17 protein-coding genes and 1 riboswitch are annotated in these 18,604 nt (G+C 65.0%); of the genes, 8 read left to right on the plus strand and 9 right to left on the minus strand.

Going from position 1 to position 18,604, the window contains the following annotated elements:
* The first annotated feature begins 7 nt into the window (after positions 1-7).
* From UU9_RS08385 to UU9_RS08395, 3 genes are read left to right on the plus strand one after another with little or no spacing between them, the layout of a single operon-like run.
* On the plus strand, positions 8-712 hold the full coding sequence (locus UU9_RS08385) for a pseudouridine synthase (RefSeq protein WP_007081312.1): 705 nt from the start codon (positions 8-10) through the stop codon (positions 710-712).
* Between the two features lie 53 nt (positions 713-765).
* Positions 766-1,188, plus strand: coding sequence for an alternative ribosome rescue aminoacyl-tRNA hydrolase ArfB (gene arfB / locus UU9_RS08390; protein ID WP_007081313.1), 423 nt, complete (start codon positions 766-768; stop codon positions 1,186-1,188).
* Positions 1,185-1,778, plus strand: coding sequence for a 1-acyl-sn-glycerol-3-phosphate acyltransferase (locus UU9_RS08395; protein ID WP_007081314.1), 594 nt, complete (start codon positions 1,185-1,187; stop codon positions 1,776-1,778). The genes arfB and UU9_RS08395 overlap by 4 nt, the downstream gene beginning before the upstream one ends.
* 111 nt (positions 1,779-1,889) lie before the next feature.
* Here UU9_RS08395 and UU9_RS08400 read toward each other — a convergent pair whose 3' ends face one another.
* From UU9_RS08400 to ubiK, 6 genes are all read right to left on the minus strand, one after another.
* A complete protein-coding gene (locus tag UU9_RS08400) occupies positions 1,890-2,474 on the minus strand; it encodes a hypothetical protein (protein WP_007081315.1) in 585 nt (194 codons plus the stop codon).
* An 18-nt stretch (positions 2,475-2,492) separates the two neighbouring features.
* Positions 2,493-3,908, minus strand: a complete 1,416-nt coding sequence (locus UU9_RS17305; protein ID WP_007081316.1) for a phospholipase effector Tle1 domain-containing protein — start codon at positions 3,906-3,908, stop codon at positions 2,493-2,495.
* Between the two features lie 13 nt (positions 3,909-3,921).
* On the minus strand, positions 3,922-4,584 hold the full coding sequence (locus tag UU9_RS08410; RefSeq protein ID WP_237710251.1) for a hypothetical protein: 663 nt from the start codon (positions 4,582-4,584) through the stop codon (positions 3,922-3,924).
* A 340-nt stretch (positions 4,585-4,924) separates the two neighbouring features.
* The gene (locus UU9_RS08415; RefSeq protein WP_007081318.1) at positions 4,925-6,712 is read right to left on the minus strand and encodes a cation:proton antiporter; all 1,788 of its coding nucleotides are present in this window, start codon (positions 6,710-6,712) and stop codon (positions 4,925-4,927) included.
* Positions 6,713-6,788: 76 nt separating this feature from the next.
* Positions 6,789-8,303 (minus strand): YifB family Mg chelatase-like AAA ATPase, encoded by a 1,515-nt coding sequence (locus UU9_RS08420; RefSeq protein ID WP_050982418.1) that lies wholly within the window; start codon positions 8,301-8,303, stop codon positions 6,789-6,791.
* A 130-nt stretch (positions 8,304-8,433) separates the two neighbouring features.
* Entirely contained in the window at positions 8,434-8,694 is a 261-nt protein-coding gene (gene ubiK / locus UU9_RS08425) for a ubiquinone biosynthesis accessory factor UbiK (protein ID WP_007081320.1), read from the minus strand.
* A 180-nt stretch (positions 8,695-8,874) separates the two neighbouring features.
* On the opposite strand from ubiK, the gene glnK reads away from it, so the two are divergent.
* The 3 genes from glnK (at position 8,875) to UU9_RS08440 (ending at position 12,392) form a co-directional block, all read left to right on the plus strand.
* Positions 8,875-9,213 (plus strand): P-II family nitrogen regulator, encoded by a 339-nt coding sequence (gene glnK, locus UU9_RS08430; protein ID WP_007081321.1) that lies wholly within the window; start codon positions 8,875-8,877, stop codon positions 9,211-9,213.
* Between the two features lie 125 nt (positions 9,214-9,338).
* Positions 9,339-9,552: riboswitch (cobalamin riboswitch) on the plus strand.
* 148 nt (positions 9,553-9,700) lie between these two features.
* The gene (locus UU9_RS08435) at positions 9,701-12,151 is read left to right on the plus strand and encodes a ribonucleoside-diphosphate reductase subunit alpha (protein WP_007081322.1); all 2,451 of its coding nucleotides are present in this window, start codon (positions 9,701-9,703) and stop codon (positions 12,149-12,151) included.
* Between the two features lie 16 nt (positions 12,152-12,167).
* A complete protein-coding gene (locus UU9_RS08440; protein WP_007081323.1) occupies positions 12,168-12,392 on the plus strand; it encodes a hypothetical protein in 225 nt (74 codons plus the stop codon).
* A gap of 45 nt (positions 12,393-12,437) precedes the next feature.
* Here the strand turns inward: UU9_RS08440 and UU9_RS08445 are convergent, their stop codons facing one another.
* Entirely contained in the window at positions 12,438-12,734 is a 297-nt protein-coding gene (locus tag UU9_RS08445) for a GIY-YIG nuclease family protein (protein WP_007081324.1), read from the minus strand.
* A gap of 178 nt (positions 12,735-12,912) precedes the next feature.
* Here UU9_RS08445 and UU9_RS08450 point away from each other — a divergent pair, with 178 nt between their 5' ends.
* Positions 12,913-13,938 (plus strand): ribonucleotide-diphosphate reductase subunit beta, encoded by a 1,026-nt coding sequence (locus UU9_RS08450; RefSeq protein WP_007081325.1) that lies wholly within the window; start codon positions 12,913-12,915, stop codon positions 13,936-13,938.
* Between the two features lie 93 nt (positions 13,939-14,031).
* Here the strand turns inward: UU9_RS08450 and UU9_RS08455 are convergent, their stop codons facing one another.
* The gene (locus UU9_RS08455; RefSeq protein WP_007081326.1) at positions 14,032-16,368 is read right to left on the minus strand and encodes a S9 family peptidase; all 2,337 of its coding nucleotides are present in this window, start codon (positions 16,366-16,368) and stop codon (positions 14,032-14,034) included.
* 159 nt (positions 16,369-16,527) lie between these two features.
* Positions 16,528-17,427, minus strand: coding sequence for a LysR family transcriptional regulator (locus UU9_RS08460; protein WP_007081327.1), 900 nt, complete (start codon positions 17,425-17,427; stop codon positions 16,528-16,530).
* Positions 17,428-17,531: 104 nt separating this feature from the next.
* On the opposite strand from UU9_RS08460, the gene UU9_RS08465 reads away from it, so the two are divergent.
* Positions 17,532-18,524, plus strand: a complete 993-nt coding sequence (locus UU9_RS08465) for an aldo/keto reductase (protein WP_007081328.1) — start codon at positions 17,532-17,534, stop codon at positions 18,522-18,524.
* Positions 18,525-18,604: the final 80 nt, after the last annotated feature.

Consider the following 18,604-nt stretch of genomic DNA (forward strand, 5'->3'; position numbering starts at 1 on the left):
GATTCCCATGCTTGAAATCCTCTACCAGGACGACGCGCTGATCGCGGTGAACAAACCGGCGAATCTCGCCGTGCACCGATCGAAGATGGTCGGCAATGCGGAGGAATTCCTGATCGACCAGCTGCGCGAGCAGATCGGCGACAGCGTGTACCTGGCACATCGCCTCGATCGCGCTACCAGCGGCGTGCTGCTGGTGGCGCGATCACGCGATGTGGCCGCGGCGTTGGGTGAGCAGTTCATGGGTCGCCACGTGCACAAGCATTACCTGGTGGTGGTGCGCGGCTGGCCGGAGCCGGCGGAAGGCGTGATCGACTACGCGCTACCCGGTTCGCGCGAAACCGGCCCGCGGCGCGAGGCACGCACGCATTACCAGCGGCTGGCCACGATCGAGGTGCCGATCGCGCTGGGTCGTTATCCGCAGCAGCGTTACGCCCTTGTGCTGGCGGAGCCGGAAAGCGGCCGCTTCCGCCAGATCCGCAAACACCTGGCGCACATCCATCACCCGGTGGTGGGCGATTGCCAGCACGGCCGCGGCGATCACAACCGGCTGTACAAGCAGCACTTCGGCTGTCACCGGATGCTGCTGCACGCGTGGCGGATACGCTTTGCGCACCCCGTCAGCGGCGCGCCGATGCAAGTGGAGGCGCCGCTGGATCGCGCGTTCGCGGACCTGCTGCAGCGCTTCGGCTGGCGCGTGCCCGCCGCTGAGTAGCGGCGCGCGCACCACGCGTGCCTCACTCCGCTTCCCTTACACTTCCCCTCATCATGTTGACCATCAGCCCCAGCCTCGCCCTGCCCGAACCCGAACTGGTCGAGCGCTTCCTGCGTGCCGATGGTCCCGGCGGGCAGCATGTGAATCGCACCGAGAGCGCGGTGGAGTTGCGGTTCGACGTCATCAACTCGCCCTCGCTGCCGGACGAGGTGCGCGAACGGCTGCTGGCTCGGCGCGATCGCCGGCTCACCGCCGAGGGCGTGCTGGTGATCCAGGGGCGCCGCTTTCGTGACCAGGCGCGCAACCGCGACGACGTGCGCGAACGGTTGGCCGAACTGATCCGCAGCGTGTTGCGGCCACCCAAGAAACGCGTGGCCACCCGCCCCACCCGCGCCTCCAAGGAACGTCGCCTGGCTGGCAAACAGCAGCGCGGCAAGATCAAGCAGACGCGTTCGCGCGAATGGAGCTCCGAATGAACGCACCGATGTTGCCGCCCACCCCGCCGCTGGCGCCCCACCTCAACAGCCGGTTCTGGCCATGGCTGGCGCGCGTCATCCTGCGCCTCAGCGGCTGGCGGTTGCTGGGTGAACTGCCGAACCTGCCGAAGCTGATCCTCATCGGCGCGCCGCACTCGTCGTACTGGGATGGCGTGTGGGGATTGGTGATGAAAGTCGCGCTGGGCGTGGACATCAGCATCATGATCAAGCGCGAAGTGCTGAACGGCCCGTTCGGCATCATCCTGCGACCGCTGGGCATGATCGGCATCGACCGCCGCGCCGCCGCCAACGTGCCCGCGCAGATGGTGCAGCGTTTCGCCGAGCGCGAACGGATGTGGCTCGGCATCACGCCCGAGGGCACGCGCAAGCCGGTGCGGCGCTGGAAGCAGGGGTTCCTGCGCATCGCCCACGGCGCCAACGTGCCGATCCAGACCCTGTTCCTGGATTACCCCACGAAAACCTTCACCCTGGGCCCGCTGGTGCACGCCAGCGGCGATGTGGACGCGGACATGCCCACGATCCGCGCGTTGTTCAAGCCGTACCGGGGCAAGCATCGCAATACGGAGTGAGCGGCAGGCGCTTCGACCTCTGCGCATGTGGCGCCCGATGATGCCCGCGTTCGCGGCATGCCTTGGGCGCGGCGCAAACTTTCAACCGCCGCCTTCGTCAGCCTCGAAGGGCTACTTCTGCAGCAGCACGTACTGGCCATTCTTGCCATAGCGCTGCGGGTTGCTGCCGACTTTCGCGCACAGCGAATCGCCGCAACGGGTAAGGGCGCCACGGTGGGTTGCCTGCAGGATGTCCTGGCCGAAATGCGCTTGCGCCACCTCCTGCATGCTGCGGTGGACGATCCACGCGGCCGCCCCCACGCTCAGCAGCGAGCCGATCAGCAAGGCACCCAGACCGTTCCAGACCAGCGTGCGCCGCGCAGCGGTCAAGCCCTTGCGCTGCACATCCATCGCTTCCGCCGCTGCCCGGACGCTGCTCGCGCTGTGCTGCAACTGCTGCCGAAAATCGCCCAGGGCCTGGCCGGCGCCCTGGTGGACCGTCTGCTGCACGTTGCTGCCGATCTGCTGCAACGCCGTGTTGGCAAATCGTTCGCCATCCGCATTCAGGCGCAGAACCCCCTGATCCAGCGCAGCAACCGCCGCCTCGATCCGCTGCGTGCTCTGCGTATTTCGCGCCTCCAGGCGATCGGCAATCGCCATCAGCCGGATCAATGCCTGCCGAACCGACTCCACATCCCCGTCGCGGGAGATATCCATGGCCTCATCCTTGATGGTCTAACGGCTGAATCCCGGTTGCGCCTGTTGCATCAACTGTTGCGCGGCCTGGTGCTGAGCCTGCCATGGCAAGTCCCACGACATGTTCAGGTCGTTGGCCTGTTGCTGGAACTGCTGACCGTCGGGGGAGCGCAGATAGTCCTGCGCCACATCATGCTGTGCCCGGTCCCAGAACGCGTTGTCCGGATGCTGCGAGGCCGCGTACATGCGGTCGATCCATTGGTCGAGTTCGCTGCCAGGCACGTCGTGCCGTGGTTCCGCTGCGGACGGCAGCGGGCCGTTCGGCATCGCCCGACGTTGAAACTGCGCGCTCAGCGCTTCATCACGCGGCTCCGCGTTGAACGCATCGGCTACATGTTTCGAATCGCGTCGTGATACCTCCAGTTCGTTATAGCCATCTGGCTCGAACCGGCTCACCTTGGGCGAGATGCGGAACAGGAACATGCCCTCTTCCGAATGGTGGATCACGTTGAGGCGCGGATCGTCGGGCTCGGCGTACTTTTGCAGACTTGGCTGGTCGCTGAATCCGTTGATGTAGTCGATCGCGAAGTTGCATGAACGGATCGACAAACCATCCCGGTGATAACCACCGCCCACATCCGAGTGCGCACCGGGCACATAGATGCCGGCGAACCTCCCATCCGGCGTAATACCGGGATCAATGATGCGGTCGGATTTGAACAGGCTGCGATGCTCATCCATCGCGATGAACTGGATGCCGGAAATCACGGACGGCGGCAGCCGCCGGTCCTCATGCATCGCATGACCGGTACCTACCGGATCGAACAACACCACCGCCTGCGCCACCTGATGCGGCGGCACCAGCGGCGGCTTGGTGTACTCGACGTGCTTGATATGGTGGTGTCGATCATAGGTGTAGTGGGCGCCGGATGGATCCTGAACACCGCGCTCATCCACCATGCGGGAGAGCAACGCGACCGACTCCCCGCCTCGACTGAAGCCGATGCTGGCGACACGAATCTGCACATCAGGATCGTCGCGCCTCCACAGCTTGGCCTGCTCGATGAATCGCCTGTACATCTCTTCTGCGCGCTCGTCCACTGAATAGCCGAACGCGTTATCAAATACCCACGCAATTGGACGGTGTTGCTGCGTCCCGGCGCCCGAAACATACTCGGAGTCGAAGTTTGAACCGCCGCGATCCTGAATTTGGTTGGCAATGAGAGCCACATTGGTTGCGTGCTCGGGATCATGGATGAAGTCATTGCCGGTGCCATCTAGAGCTGCGAAAAACAGGCGTTCATGCGGATTACTCGCATGGATGAGGATCGGCACCTTAAAAGATTCGAGCTGCACACGGTCATCGGCATAGATTGGCAAACGCAAGGTTGCAGGGTCGTTGCGAACTCCATCGCTGAGGATGCCATCCGGATCCATCCTGTCGTGCTCGCTCATGTGACGTTCCTTGTCAGTATGTGTGGGTCCAAGCCAGGATCACGTCGTCGCGGAAATTGCTGTCTTTGTTGCCCGGGATCTGCTCAGCTTTGGTCGCAATGAACGCCTTCATGTAGACGCTGATCGTGCGATCGTTGATTTCGAGAAATATCCCCGGCTCGCCGCCCCAGGAACCATCCGGAATTTGGTTATCTGGCACTTGGTACAGCACGCGTTCGTTCTTGAAAATGGCGCCTATATCGACTTGGGCCGTGTGCGCCACACCATCGAGAGATGTCCAGTTCACCTCGGCGGGCAGTGGGAAGTTGGGAATGCCGGCATAGGACGCGAAGGGCCAATGATCCCGGTAATCTTCAGATGGTGGAGCTGGCGACGGTCGCTCATCTGCCTTGTAGGGCGTGAAGTTGAAATCGTTGTAAATGGCGTGGCAGCGAACGGTGTTGTAGCAAAACACCTGGAAAGCATGATTCACGAATCGCAGCGGAAACATGGATGAGGTCGTTTGATGCTCGGTGGAATCGGGCTTGTTCGACATCGCGGGCGCGCATCCTGTGATCAATAGAAATGCGGCGGCCAAAAGAGCACCGCGCAGGGTGGGAAAACAGTCACGCATAAGGAACATGCCTCGATTAATGGCGGCGTCACACACTGCGGCCTTGAGGGTTTGACGGCCCACGACCATTCTGAAGTCCCATCGAATAGCCGTCCGCGATGGGAGACCCTTCCCGCAGGGTAATCGAAACACGCAACCCACCACATCAGGGAATTCCCACGCGGGCGTGCGGCATCGCCATGGCTTCAACGCCACGAATGGTCTGGATCGTCGTGCTCGCGACGGGTCAGCGGGCCGGGGCGGCTTGCGGAACTGAACACCTTACTTCCGCCACCAGACGCACGGCCTCCGCCTTGCATTCATTGGCACGACTCGGAGTGGACCAGGCTACTCGCGCAGACATGGGTCGACGAGATGAATTCCGATTGCCCGATGACCAGCCGGTAGCGCCCGGCTCCGGTACCTACACCACCGTCGGCGGCACCAGCGCGATCACGGTCCAGCCCGGCCGCGGCTCCAGCTCGCGCTTGGACGACGCCACCCGCAGCACACCCTTTTCCTCGATGCCGAACATCAGCACCGTATCGGAGCCGTACTGCTCGATGAAATGCGGCCAGTCGAAGGTGGCGGTGAGCCGGGTCGACTTCACGCGCCAGCCGTTGGCCAGCATCTCGCCGAAGCGGCCGTGGGTCATGTTTTCGTCGAACAGCGGCGGTGACAGCAGGCCACCGGAGAACGCCGCGCGCTCGGTGCTTTCCTGCGGTGTCAGGTTGCGCAGGCGATAGACCTTGTCGCGCCCGAACTCCTGCCGGTAATACACGCAGGCCAGCGAGTTGCGTTCGCGGTTGGTGCTCATGCCCAGCATGCGGCCGATGCCGGCAAGATCCAGGTGGCGCTCCGCATGCGGTGAGGCGGGGTTGCCGAAGAATGTGCTGAGCCCGTCCATCCGCGCCTGGCGGATGCCATCCCAGTCGTCATCGGCCAGCACCACGCGGAAACCGGCGTCCTTCAGTGATGTGCCGATCGCGCGCGCCACGTGGTCGGAGCCGAAGATAAGCACGCCACGCGGCTCCGGCTCGGCCACCTTCAGCCACAGTGCCAATGGCCGCGCGGTGGCGCTTTGCAGCACCACGGTGCCGATGATCAGGGTGAACACCAGCGGCACCAGGGCGTCGGCGCCGGGCACGCCCAGCGCGTCCAGCCGCAGGGCGAACAGCGCCGATACCGAGGCCGCCACGATCCCGCGCGGCGCCACCCAGCTGATCAGCGCCCGCTCGCGCCAGGTCAGGCTGCTGCCCATGCTGGACAAGGCTACCGTCACCGGCCGCACCAGCAATTGCGCGATGACGAACAGGGCGATGCCCGCGCCCAGCATGCCGTCGGGCAGCGGCCAATGCAGACGCGCCGCCAGCAGAATGAACAGCAGCGACACCAGCACCGTGGTGAGGCTTTCCTTGAAGTCGAGGATGTCGTCCATGTGCACGTTGCGCATGTTGCCCAGCGCGATGCCCATGATGGTGACCGCCAGCAGGCCGGATTCGTGGGTCAGCGCATTGGAGACGCTGAAGGCCAGCGGCACCGTCGCCAGTACGGCGTAATTCTGCAGGTACTCGGGAATCATCTGCCGCCGCAGCAGGAAGCCGATCGCCATGGCCGCCAGCCCGCCGATCACCGCGCCGCAGAGAATCGTGGCCACGAAGATGCCCAGCGTGTGGCCCTCCTGCTGCGACACGATGGCCTCGTAGATCAGCACCGCGAACAACGCGCCCAGCGGGTCGATCACGATGCCTTCCCAGCGCAGCGTGTTGGCGATGCGCGCGTTCGGACGCAGCGTGCGCAGCATCGGCGCGATCACGGTGGGGCCGGTAACGCAGGCCAGCGCGCCGAACAGCAGCGCAATCGGCCAGCTCAGCCCCGCCACCAGATGCGCGGCCAGCGCCAGCAGCAGCAACGCGGCGACCGCGCCATAGCTGACCAGCCCGCGCACCGCGTTGCCGATGCCCGGCAACTCGTTGAAACGCAGGGTGAGGCTGCCTTCGAACAGGATCAGCGCCACCGACAGCGACACGATCGGAAACAGCAGGTCGCCCAGCAGCTTGTCCGGGTTCAGCACGCCGGTGGCCGGCCCCAGAATGATGCCCGCCAACAGCAGAAACAGGATCGCCGGCAGCCGCACCCGCCAGGCCAGCCATTGCGCCAGGAAGCCGATCATCAGCATGCCGGCGAGCATCAAGCCGAGCTCGATAGTCATCGCATTCCTTGGGAATATCAGGGCGCCATCGAACCATGCGCCGGCCGGCGCGTCCAGACAGCGACGGATTGTCGCGCTACCGGCCCGGGCTCTGGACCCGCCGATATTGCAGCGCTTCGGCCAGGTGCTCGCGCTCAAGCAGAGCGGTGCCGCCGTCCAGATCGGCAATGGTTCGCGCCACCCGCAACACGCGGTGATAGGCGCGGGCCGACAAGCCCAGGCGCTCCAGTGCGGTCTCGAACCAGCGCCGTTCCGCGGGCCCCAGCGCGCAATCACGCTCCAGCTCGCGCACGCTGATCTCCGCGTTGGGCCGGCCCGCCCGCATCAGCGATTGCCGCCGTGCGGCCAGCACCCGCGCGCGCACCGTGGCGGAGTCTTCGTCATTTCCGGAACGCGGCCCGCCCAGGTCCGCCAGCGGTACCTGCGGCACTTCGACGCACAGGTCGATGCGATCAAGCAACGGCCCGGAAATGCGCGAGCGATAGCGCTGGATCTGGTCCGGCGTGCAATGGCAGCGTTGCGTGGGGTCGCCCGCGTAGCCGCAGGGGCACGGGTTCATCGCACCCACCAGCTGAAACTGGGCGGGAAACATCGACTGGCGCGCGGCCCGCGAAATCAGGATCTGGCCCGACTCCATCGGCTCGCGCAGCACCTCCAGCACCTGCCGGCTGAACTCGGGCAACTCATCCAGAAACAGCACGCCGTTGTGCGCCAGCGAAATCTCGCCCGGCCGCGGATACGACCCGCCGCCCACCAACGCCACCGCCGAGGCGGTGTGATGCGGCGCCCGGAACGGCCGCCGGCGCCAGCGCGCCAGATCGATGACCTGCCCCGACACCGACGCCACCGCGCAGGTCTCCAGCGCCTCGGATTCGGACAGCGGCGGCATGATGCCGGGCAGGCGCTCGGCCAGCATCGTCTTGCCGGTGCCCGGCGGTCCCATCAACAACAGGTGATGGCCGCCCACGGCGGTGATTTCCAACGCCCGGCGCGCCTGCAATTGACCGCGCACGTCGCGGAGATCGGGGCCGTCATCGGCGCCACCGGTGCTGGGCGTGGCGACCGGCGCGGGAAGCTCCTCCGCCCCGCGCAGCCAGCCGCACACCTCGGCCAATGTGCGCGCCACCCGCACATCCACATCCGGCACCAGCGCGGCTTCGGCGGAGTTTTCGTAAGGCACCAGCACCCGGCGTCCGCGCGCACGCGCACGCAGCAAGGCCGGCAGCACGCCCGAGACGCTGCGCAGTGCGCCGGTCAGGGCCAGCTCGCCCAGGAATTCGCAATCATCCAGCTTGTCGCGCGGCACCTGCCCGCTGGCGGCCAGGATGCCCAGCGCGATGGCCAGGTCGAAGCGGCCGCCATCCTTGGGCAGCTCGGCCGGCGCCAGGTTCACCGTGACACGGCGGCCGGGGTATTCGAAGGCAGTGTTCTGGATCGCCACGCGTACGCGGTCGCGGGCTTCACGCACCGCGGCCTCGGGCAAACCCACGATATTGGTAGACGGCAAGCCGCCGGACAGGTGCACCTCGACCATGACCTGCGGCGCGGAGATCCCTTCCTGGGCACGGCTGAGGGTGACGGCGAGGCTCATGCGGACACGGGTCGGCGCGGGGAACGATCGCTGACAGGCACGCCGGGCGACTCCATCCGTTGATAAATAACCGCCCCCGATCGTTCTCGGGGTGAGGTGACGGATCGGGGGCGGCTCCCGGGAGCTGGTGTTACGGTGTCCCGCGGTGGGCGACGGCAGCCTCCAGTTCGGCCACGCGTTGCTCGAGTTCGTCGATTTTCGCGCGTGTGCGCGCCAGCACCTGGGTCTGGACGTCGAATTCCTCGCGGGTGACCAGGTCGAGGCGGCGCAGTCCCTGCGCCAGAACATCCTGGAAGTTGGCTCGCAAATCCTGATGCGCCTGTGCCAGTCCTGGCGGTACCAACGACACAAGCCGCAGGGCAATCTGATCGATATCCTGCCTATCCATCATGGACAGCGCCTCGCACTCGTCGAGGTAAATACTAGGTGAACGGAATTCGGGTACGCCATCGGGATGCTCCGCCAGAATGTGTAGGGATTGTCCTACACGGCACCCGCAAGGCGACAGCGCCCGCGTGCGAAGGCAGAATGGGCGCCATGCACCGCGCGTGCCCCATCCCGAGGAAACTCCATGAAGCTGGTCGTGGCCATCATCAAGCCGTTCAAGCTGGACGACGTGCGCGAAGCGCTGGCGGAAGTCGGCGTGCAGGGCGTCACCGTCACCGAGGTGAAGGGCTTCGGCCGCCAGAAAGGCCATACCGAGTTGTACCGCGGCGCCGAATACGTGGTCGATTTCCTGCCCAAGATCAAGCTGGAGGTGGCGGTGACCGACGACCAGCTCGACCGCGTGCTGGAAGCCATCCAGCAGGCCGCCCGCACCGGCAAGATCGGCGACGGCAAGATCTTCGTCAGCCAGCTGGATCAGGTCACCCGCATCCGCACCGGCGAGATGGATCACGACGCGCTGTAAGCGGCTTGCGCAGGGCGAAACCCATACGCGGGCACCCGCTCACGTCGCCTCATGACGACGCCTCCACGCGAAAACCTGGTTTTAGCGCGCACACAAGTTATTGGGTTGACCGCACCCAACGTACCCGATATGTTGTGTGCGTCGGTGCCCGGCCGACACAACATCGGTCGGGCTTAAAAGGGAATCCGGTGTAAATCCGGAACTGCCCCGCAGCGGTAAAGCGGAAACGAACACCTCCACATGCACTGGTCCTCTGCGGCCGGGAAGCGGGGGCAAGTAGGTGGATCGCCGTGATCCTCGTCCGCAAGTCCGAAGACCTGCCGGCACATCGGGACGAACATGTCCCGGTGCGTAGTGACGGTTTCCGCGGGGAAGCACGTCGTGGCGCGGGCCTTTGTCGGGGCCGCGTGCGGCTCCCCCGGCATCCATCGCTTCAGGCCCTGCGCGCGGGAGCAGGTGTTTGATGTCCATGCCGGAGCCACCTGCCATGCAAGCCCTCGATACCGCCGAACGCGAGCGCGCCATCGCGCCCGCCGAATCCCCTGTCGCCATCGACGAAACATCCGCGGCCGAAACCGCGTTCACCCTGACCCCGCCGCACAGCGCGGCGTCGATGCACGTCACCAAGCGCAATGGCGGCCAGGAAGCCGTCGACGTCAACAAGATCGTGCGCGCCGTGACGCGCAGTGCCGAAGGCCTGCACGGCGTCGACCCGCTGCGCGTGGCGCTGAAGACCATCGGCGGCCTGTACGACGGCGCCACCACGCAGGAGCTGGACCAGCTCTCGATCCGTACCGCCGCCTCACTGACCGCCGAGGAACCGGAATACGGCCAACTTGCCGCGCGTCTGCTCGGCGCGTACATCGACAAGGAGGTCAGCGGCCAGGAAATCCAGAGTTTCTCGCAGTCGATCGCGCGCGGCGCCGAGTTGGGCATCCTCAACGACCGCCTGCGCGATTTCGTGGCCACCAACGCGCGCAAGTTGAACGACGCGATCGACCCGCTGGCCACGCGCCGCTTCGAGTACTTCGGCCTGCGCACCGTGTACGACCGTTACCTGCTGCGCCATCCGCAACGGCGGCTGGTGATCGAGACGCCGCAGCATTTCTTCATGCGCATCGCCTGCGCGCTGGGCGGCAACGAGATCGGCGAGACGCTCGAGCTTTATCGCCTGCTGTCCTCGCTGGAATACATTGCCAGTTCACCCACCCTGTTCAACGCCGGCACCTGCCACGAGCAGCTCAGCTCCTGCTACCTGCTGGATTCGCCGGTCGATTCGCTGGAGTCGATCTACGACAAGTACGCCGACGTCGCCAAGCTGTCGAAGTTTGCCGGCGGCATCGGCCTGGCCTATTCGCGGGTGCGTTCGCGCGGCTCGCTGATCCGCGGCACCAACGGTCATTCCAACGGCTTGCTGCCCTGGTTGAAGACGCTGGACGCCTCGGTGGCCGCCGTGAACCAGGGCGGCAAACGCAAGGGTGCGGCCTGCGTGTATCTGGAAACGTGGCACGCCGACATCGAGGATTTCCTGGAGCTGCGCGACAACACCGGCGACGACGCGCGACGCGCGCACAACCTCAACATCGCCAACTGGATTCCCGACGAATTCATGCGCCGGGTCGAGAGCGACGGCGACTGGTCGCTGTTCGATCCGAAGGTGGTGCCGCACTTCGTCGACAGCTGGGGCGAGACGTTCGATGCCGCGTACCGCAAGGCCGAAGCCGATGGCCTGGGCGTAAAAACGGTGAAGGCACGCGAGCTCTACGCCCGCATGATGCGCACGCTGGCGCAGACCGGCAACGGCTGGATGACGTTCAAGGACCGCTGCAACGCCACCAGCAATCAGACGGCCAAACTGGAAAACGTGATCCATCTGTCCAACCTGTGCACCGAGATTCTCGAAGTCAGCTCGGTCAACGAGACGGCGGTGTGCAACCTGGGCTCGGTGAACCTGTCGCGGCACGTCGTCGATGGCGTGTTCAATTACGACCAGCTCGCCGCCACCGTGCGCACCGCCGTGCGCCAGCTCAATCGCGTGATCGATCTCAACTACTACCCGATCCCCACGGCACGCACGGCCAACATGAAGTGGCGACCCGTCGGCCTCGGCGTGATGGGTTTGCAGGACGTGTTCTTCAAACTGCGCCTGCCGTTCGACTCGACCGAGGCACTGGCGCTGTCCACCCGGATTGCGGAGGAGATCTACTTCAACGCGTTGTCGCAGTCGTGCGAGCTCGCCGAGGGCGAAGGCATGCATCCCGGCTTCGCTGAAAGCCGCGCCGCAAATGCCGAATTGCAGTTCGACTATTGGCCGAACACCACGCCGCATAACACGGCGCGCTGGGACGCCCTGCGCGAAAAGATCAAGCAACACGGCCTGCGCAATTCGCTGCTGATCGCGATCGCGCCCACGGCCACGATTGCGTCCATCGCCGGCTGCTACGAGTGCATCGAGCCGCAGGTCAGCAACCTGTTCAAGCGCGAAACGCTGTCCGGCGACTTCCTGCAGGTAAACCGCTACCTCGCCGACGAACTGAAGGCGCTGGGTTTGTGGACGTCCGAAATCCGCGACGCGATCAAGCTGGCCGAGGGCTCGATCCAGAACATCAACGCGATCCCCGAGCGCCTGCGCGCGATCTACCGCACCGTGTGGGAACTGCCGCAGAAAGCGCTGATCGAACTAGCCGCCGCACGCGGCGCGTACATCGACCAGAGCCAGTCGCTGAACCTGTTCATGGAAAACCCGAACATCGGCCAGTTGAGCTCGATGTACATGTACGCGTGGAAGGCCGGCATCAAGACCACGTATTACCTGCGCTCGCGCCCGGCCACGAAGATCGCCAAGACCACGGTGTCGGCGGCGCCCGACCAGGCGCAGGCCACCGCCGCGGTGTTTTGTTCACTGGAGAACCCGGAGTATTGCGAAGCCTGCCAGTAGCGCATGAGGTGTCGCGATGAAACGTTACCGGAATCTCGACGGCCACTCCGGTGTCACGGCGTACGAATCCGGTGACGGCTTCATCCGCATCCGTTTCGTCAATGGCGATGTTTACGAATACACCGACAAGGCCACCGGCCGCGAACACATCGCGAACATGCAAAAACTGGCACAAGCCGGCCTGGGGCTTTCCACCTATGTCAGCCGCTTCGTGCACGACGACTATGCGCGCAAGTTGTAGTGCGTGCCACGTCATTCCAGCGTTCGCTGGGATTACGTGCTGGGTTCAGTCGCAAATCTCCGCGTACAAATCACGCCAGTACGGATTGGACTTCTCGATGAGCTCGATCTTCCAGATGCGCTTCCATGCCTTGATCGCCTTTTCGCGGGCAATCGCGGATTCCATCGTTTCGTGCAGTTCGAACCAGACGAGGTCGTGTACGTGATGCCGCCTGGTGAAACCCTCGCCCACGTTGCTTCGATGCTGCCAGATGCGCGCTGGAAGGTTGGAAGTAACCCCGGCGTACAGCGTGCCGTTGCGCCGGCTGGCGAGCAGGTAGACGCACGGCTGGCGTTCCCTCATCCCGATCTTCTCCGCGCCCCTTCAACCCCGTCATTCCAGCGAACGCTGGAATCCAGCGCCCTCGGTTTCTGCCGTGGCAACGCGTAGGCAGAAGCCACTGGATCCCAGCTTTCGCTGGGATGACGGTCAAGAAAGCGTCCGCGCCTCACCGGTTGCGACCCACCCAAGGAAAACACCCATGTCCGCCCAACCCACCCGCAACGCCCACATTCTCGACCCGGGTTTCGAACTCACCCTGCGCCCGATGCGCTACCCCGGTTTCTACGAGATGTACCGCAACGCGATCAAGAACACCTGGACCGTCGAGGAAGTGGATTTCTCGATGGACACGAGGGATCTGGACACGAAGATGTCCGCCGCCGACCGCCATCTGATCCGCCGCCTGGTGGCCTTCTTCGCCACCGGCGACACCATCGTGTCGAACAACCTGGTGTTGAACCTGTACCAGCACATCAACGCGCCGGAAGCGCGCATGTACCTTTCGCGCCAGCTGTACGAGGAGGCGCTGCACGTACAGTTCTACCTGACCCTGCTGGATACCTATATCCCCGATCCGGCCGAGCGCAACGCCGCGTTTGCGGCGATCGAGACGATTCCGTCGATCCAGCAGAAGGGCGCGTTCTGCTTCAAGTGGATCGACTCGATCCAGGGCCTGCGCCGACTGGAGACGCGCGCACATCGGCGCCAGTTCCTGCTCAACCTGATCTGCTTTGCCGCCTGCATCGAAGGCCTGTTCTTCTACGCCGCGTTCGCCTACGTGTATTACCTGCGTTCGCGTGGTTTGCTGCACGGACTGGCGGCCGGCACCAACTGGGTGTTCCGCGACGAGAGCTGCCACATGGCATTCGCCTTCGACGTGGTACGCACCGTGCGCGAACAGGAGCCGGACCTGTTCGACGCGGACATGCGCGCCCAGGTCGAGCAGATGATGGAGGAGGCGATCGCCTGCGAAACCCAGTTCGCCGAGGACGTGCTGTCCGGCGGCGTGGCCGGCATGTCGGTGAAGGACATGCGCCAGTATCTCGAGTACTGCGCCGACCAGCGCTTTGCGCAACTCGACATGCCGAAAAAGTACGGCGCGAAGAACCCGTTCGACTTCATGGACCTGCAGGACGTGCAGGAGCTGGCCAACTTCTTCGAACGCCGCGTCTCGGCCTACCAGGTCGGTGTACAGGGCGAGGTGGCGTTCGATATGGCGTTTTGAACGGGGATCGGAGATCGGGGATCGGGAATTCGGAAAAGCGCCAGAGGCCGGAGCTTTCGCCCCGGCCTCTGTGAACCAGTCAGCCCTTGGCGCTCACTTCCACGGCCACGCCTTCAGTTCGTATTCCTTCGGCGGCGTGTTGCCCGCGAGGTACTGCACGAAATAATCCCAGCGCCGACGGGTGGCGTACGGGGTGGATTCGGCGTAGCCGTGGCGGGCGTTGGGGATCATCAGCAGGTCGAAATCCTTGTTCGCCTTGATCAGCGCATCGACCACCAGCAAGGTGTTGGATGGCGGGACGTTGTCGTCCATGGTGCCGTGCACCAGCATCAGGCGACCCTTGAGGTTTTTCGCGAAGCTCTGGTTGGCCTGGGCGTCGTAGTTGGTCTTGCCGTCCTTGCCGGTCTCCAACAGGCCCTGCCATTTCTCGGCCCAGTCGTCCTCGTAGTTGCGGTTGTCGTGGTTGCCACTCTCGGCCCAGCCGACCTTGAAGAAATCGGGGTAATGGAACATCGCGCCTGCGGTGGCATTGCCGCCGCCGGAATGGCCCCACACGCCGACGCGATCGAGGTCGATCCACGAATGCGCCTTGCCCAGCTGCTTCAGTGCGGTGACCTGGTCAGGCAGCGTGTTGTCTTCGATGTGCTGGAAATAGGCATCGTGGAATGCCTTGGAGCGCCACGGCGTACCCATGCCGTCGATGGCCACCACGATGAAGCCCAGCTCGGCCATCGCCTGGTGATCGCTGCGTGCGGCCAGGAAGCTGCGCCCGCGCACCGAACCGGTCTGCGGGCCGGGATAGATGTAGTCGACGATCGGGTATTTCTTCGAGGCGTCGAAGCTGGTGGGCTTGAACATCATGCCGTACAGATCGGTCTTGCCGTCGCGCGCCTTCACCGTGAACGGGATCGGCGGCACCCACCCGGCCGCCTTCAACCGCGAGATGTCGGCAGTGGCGATGGGCGCCACGGTGCGGCCATCATCCGCGCTGCGCAGCGCAGTGACCGGTGGCGCGGTGGGGGTGGACCGGGCATCGACAAACAGACGTCCATCCGGCGACAGCGTGACCGTGTGGTCGGCCGCTTCCGGGGTCAGCAACACCGGCTTGCCGCCATCCAGGCTGACCTTGAAGAACTGCTGGTAATACGGGTTCACGCCCGCCGTGCGGCCCACGCCGCGAAACCACACGGTGCGGGTTTTCGGATCGAGCTTGAGCACCTCGGTGACATTGCCTTCGCCCGTGGTGATCGCGTGCTTGAGCTTGCCGTCGGTGAGGTCGTAGAGATACAGGTTGCCCCAGTTGTTGCGCTCGCTGAACCAGATCGCCTCGTTCGTCTCCGGCAGGTAGCGCCAATTCACCGCGCCATTGCCGCTCTCGTAATACGTCGGCACCTTTTCCTCGAACACGGTGCGCACCTTGCCGGTGCGCGCGTCGGCGATGCGAAACCATTCGTGTTTGTGGTCGCGCGAGGTGGAGACGAAGGCCAGCGTCCTGCCGTCGGGCGCCCACTTCACGTCATCCCAGCCGCCATCGGGGCCGCAGCTGACGTCGTCGCACAGGGTGGAGCGGTGCTGGTCCGGCGGCATCTGCAGGCGCGTGACCTTCTTCGCGGCGACGTCGATGATCACGCGCTCGATCATCGTCACGTCCTTGTCGCCCACCAGCGGATATTTCCACTTTTCCAGTTCCGGGTGGCCCACCCTGGTCTTGATCAGGTACATGTCGCCGGTCTTGCGCTGATCCTGCTGGAAGGTGGCGATCTGCTTGGAATCGGGCGACCACTCGAGGATGGCCTTGTCGGTGTGTTTCCAACCGGCGTTGTCGGTGGCGTAGCCGAAGTTCTCCACGCCGTCGGTGGTGAGCTGGGTCTCCTCGCCGCTGGCGACATCGCGCAGCCACAGGTTCCAGTCGCGGATGAACGCCTCGCTCTTCTTGTCCGGCGACAGGGCGCCGGGTTCGTCACCGGTTTTCACCAGCGTGGCGCGATCGACGCAGCTGGCCGTGGCGGCGGCCAGGTCGCACACGTAGTGCTTGCTGCGCACGGCGATGTCGATGCGGCCATCCGCCCTCGCCTCGTAGCCAGTCACCGGCAGCTTCTTCGTATCGACCGGCTTGCCGCCGGCGTCACTCAGCGCGGCGGCCAGTTTCGCCTGGTCGAACAAGGGCACGGTCTTGCCGCTGGTCGCATCCATTCGCACGAAATGATCGCCATTGGCGTCGTGGTCGACATACCAGAAGTGAGCGTCGTCCAGCCAATGAACCTCGGTCACCGCGTGATCGACCAGCGGCACGGTGTTGTAGCTCATGAACCGCTCCGCCTGTGCGTAGTCGCTCGCGCCCAGCGTGCGCCCCTGCGCGGCAACACCGCCGGACAACAAACCCATCACCACCGCGCCAAGCAGGCGTGGCTTGCCGATCATCGAATGCATGCGTTCCTCCACGGACGGATGGTGTGCCGCGCCACGCACCGCGCGCACACCTGTCCGCGGGATGCTAACGCATCGCCCATCGGCGGCCCCGTGCCAAAGGTCCATGCATCAAACAGGGTGGATTTCACGTGCCGCAGGCCCGGGCGGACGACAAGGCCCTCAGCACTGCGCTGCGGTCAGCTCCACCAGCCAGTCGATGAAAACCCGCAGGCGTGCCGGCATCTGCCGCTGCTGCGGATACAACACGGTGATGGGCAGCGACGGCGGTGGATACGCGGGCAGGATCTCGCGCAGACGGCCCGTCTTGAACCCCTCCGCGATGCGCTGGCGCGTCATCTGGGCGATGCCCAGGCCCGCTTCGCAGCAGCCGAGGTAGGCATCCATGCCGCTGACGCTGACACATCCGGGCAGCGTGACCTCGCGACGGCGGCGGCCCACCATGAACTCCAGCGGCTCGGCGCGACGGGTGTTGGGCGATACCCAGTTCACCGCGACATGGCCATCCTGCAGCGCGGCCAGTGACTCGGGCAGGCCGTGCCGGCGCACGTAATCGGCGCTGGCCACGGTGGCCTGTTGCAACATCCCCACCCGTCGGCCGACCATGCCCGAATCACCCAGATGGCCGATCCGCAGCACGCAATCCACGCCTTCGCGTACCAGATCCACGAAGCGGTCGCCGGTGCCGATGTCCAGCTCGATCTGCGGAAAGCGTGCGAAGAAAGTGGGCAAGGCGGGGATCACCAATAGCCACCCCAGCGAGGCAGGAAGATCGATCCGCAGCCGGCCTTTGGGCTGTATCGCGGCCTCGCGAAAGTCCGCCTCGACCTCGTCCATGTCGGCCAGCAGACGGCGGCAATGGCCGTAATAGGTATCGCCGTCGCCGGTGGGGCGCACGCGGCGGGTGGTTCGCTGCAGCAACTGTGCGCCCAGCCGCGTCTCCAGCCGCTTGATCGCGTGGGTGACAGTGGCGCGCGGCAGGTTGAGGTCATCCGCCGCGGCGGTGAAACTGCCCAGCTCCACGATGCGCGTGTACAGCCGCATGGCTTCGAGACGGTCCATGGCGATTGTTGGTCATTTTGGAATGGTGATGACCATTATTGACCATTTATCCGGCCACCGTGGCGGCGCATCATGCCTCCACCCTTCCACTACGGAGCCCCGCCATGCAGACCCGCCTCCTCGGCCGCAACGGCCCGCAAGTCTCCGCCCTCGGCCTCGGCTGCATGGGCATGAGCGCGTTCTATGGCGCGCATGACGACGCCGAATCGATCGCCACCATCCACCACGCGCTGGAGCGCGGCCTCAACCTGCTCGACACCGCCGACATGTACGGCCCGCACACCAACGAGGTGCTGGTGGGCAAGGCGATCAAGGGGCGCCGCGAGCAGGCGTTCGTTGCCACCAAGTTCGGCATCGTGCTCGACCCGGGCAACCCGCAGGCACGCGGCATAGACGGCCGGCCCGACTACGTGCGCGCCGCCTGCGATGCCAGCCTGAAGCGGCTGGGCATCGACACCATCGATCTGTACTACCAGCACCGCGTCGATCCGAGCGTGCCGATCGAGGACACGGTGGGCGCGATGGCGGAGCTGGTGACTGCGGGCAAGGTGCGTTACCTGGGTTTGAGCGAAGCATCTGGCGCCACGCTGGAGCGCGCCTGCAAGGTGCATCCGATCGCCGCGCTGCAAAGCGAGTTCTCGCTGTGGACGCGCGATCCGCAGGAAAACGGCATGCTCGCCGCCTGCCGCAGGCTCGGCGTCAGCCTGGTCGCCTATTCGCCGCTGGGCCGCGGCTTTCTCACCGGTGCGATCCGCACCCCCGACGATTTCGAGGCCGACGACTACCGCCGCCACAGCCCCCGTTTCATGGGCGACAACTTCGACCGCAACCTGCAGCTGGTGGAGAAGGTGAAGACGCTGGCCGCGGACAAGGGCTGCTCGCCGGCACAACTGGCGCTGGCCTGGGTACTGGCGCAGGGCGACGACGTGCTGGCGATTCCCGGCACCCGCAAGCGCAGTCGGCTGGACGAGAACCTGGGCGCGCTGCAGGTAAGGCTCCGCGACGATGAGCTGACCGCGATTGACGCCGTTTTTTCGCCCGGGGCCGTGGCCGGCCAGCGCTACACCGGAGCAGGAATGCACATGGTGAACGTCTAGGCGGCTTTCGCGCTCCTGCATCCGTGGGAGCGACTTCAGTCGCGATGCTTCTGCCTTCGTCCTAAAAGGATCGCGGCTGA

This window comes from Rhodanobacter fulvus Jip2 (assembly GCF_000264315.1).
Taxonomy (GTDB): domain Bacteria; phylum Pseudomonadota; class Gammaproteobacteria; order Xanthomonadales; family Rhodanobacteraceae; genus Rhodanobacter; species Rhodanobacter fulvus.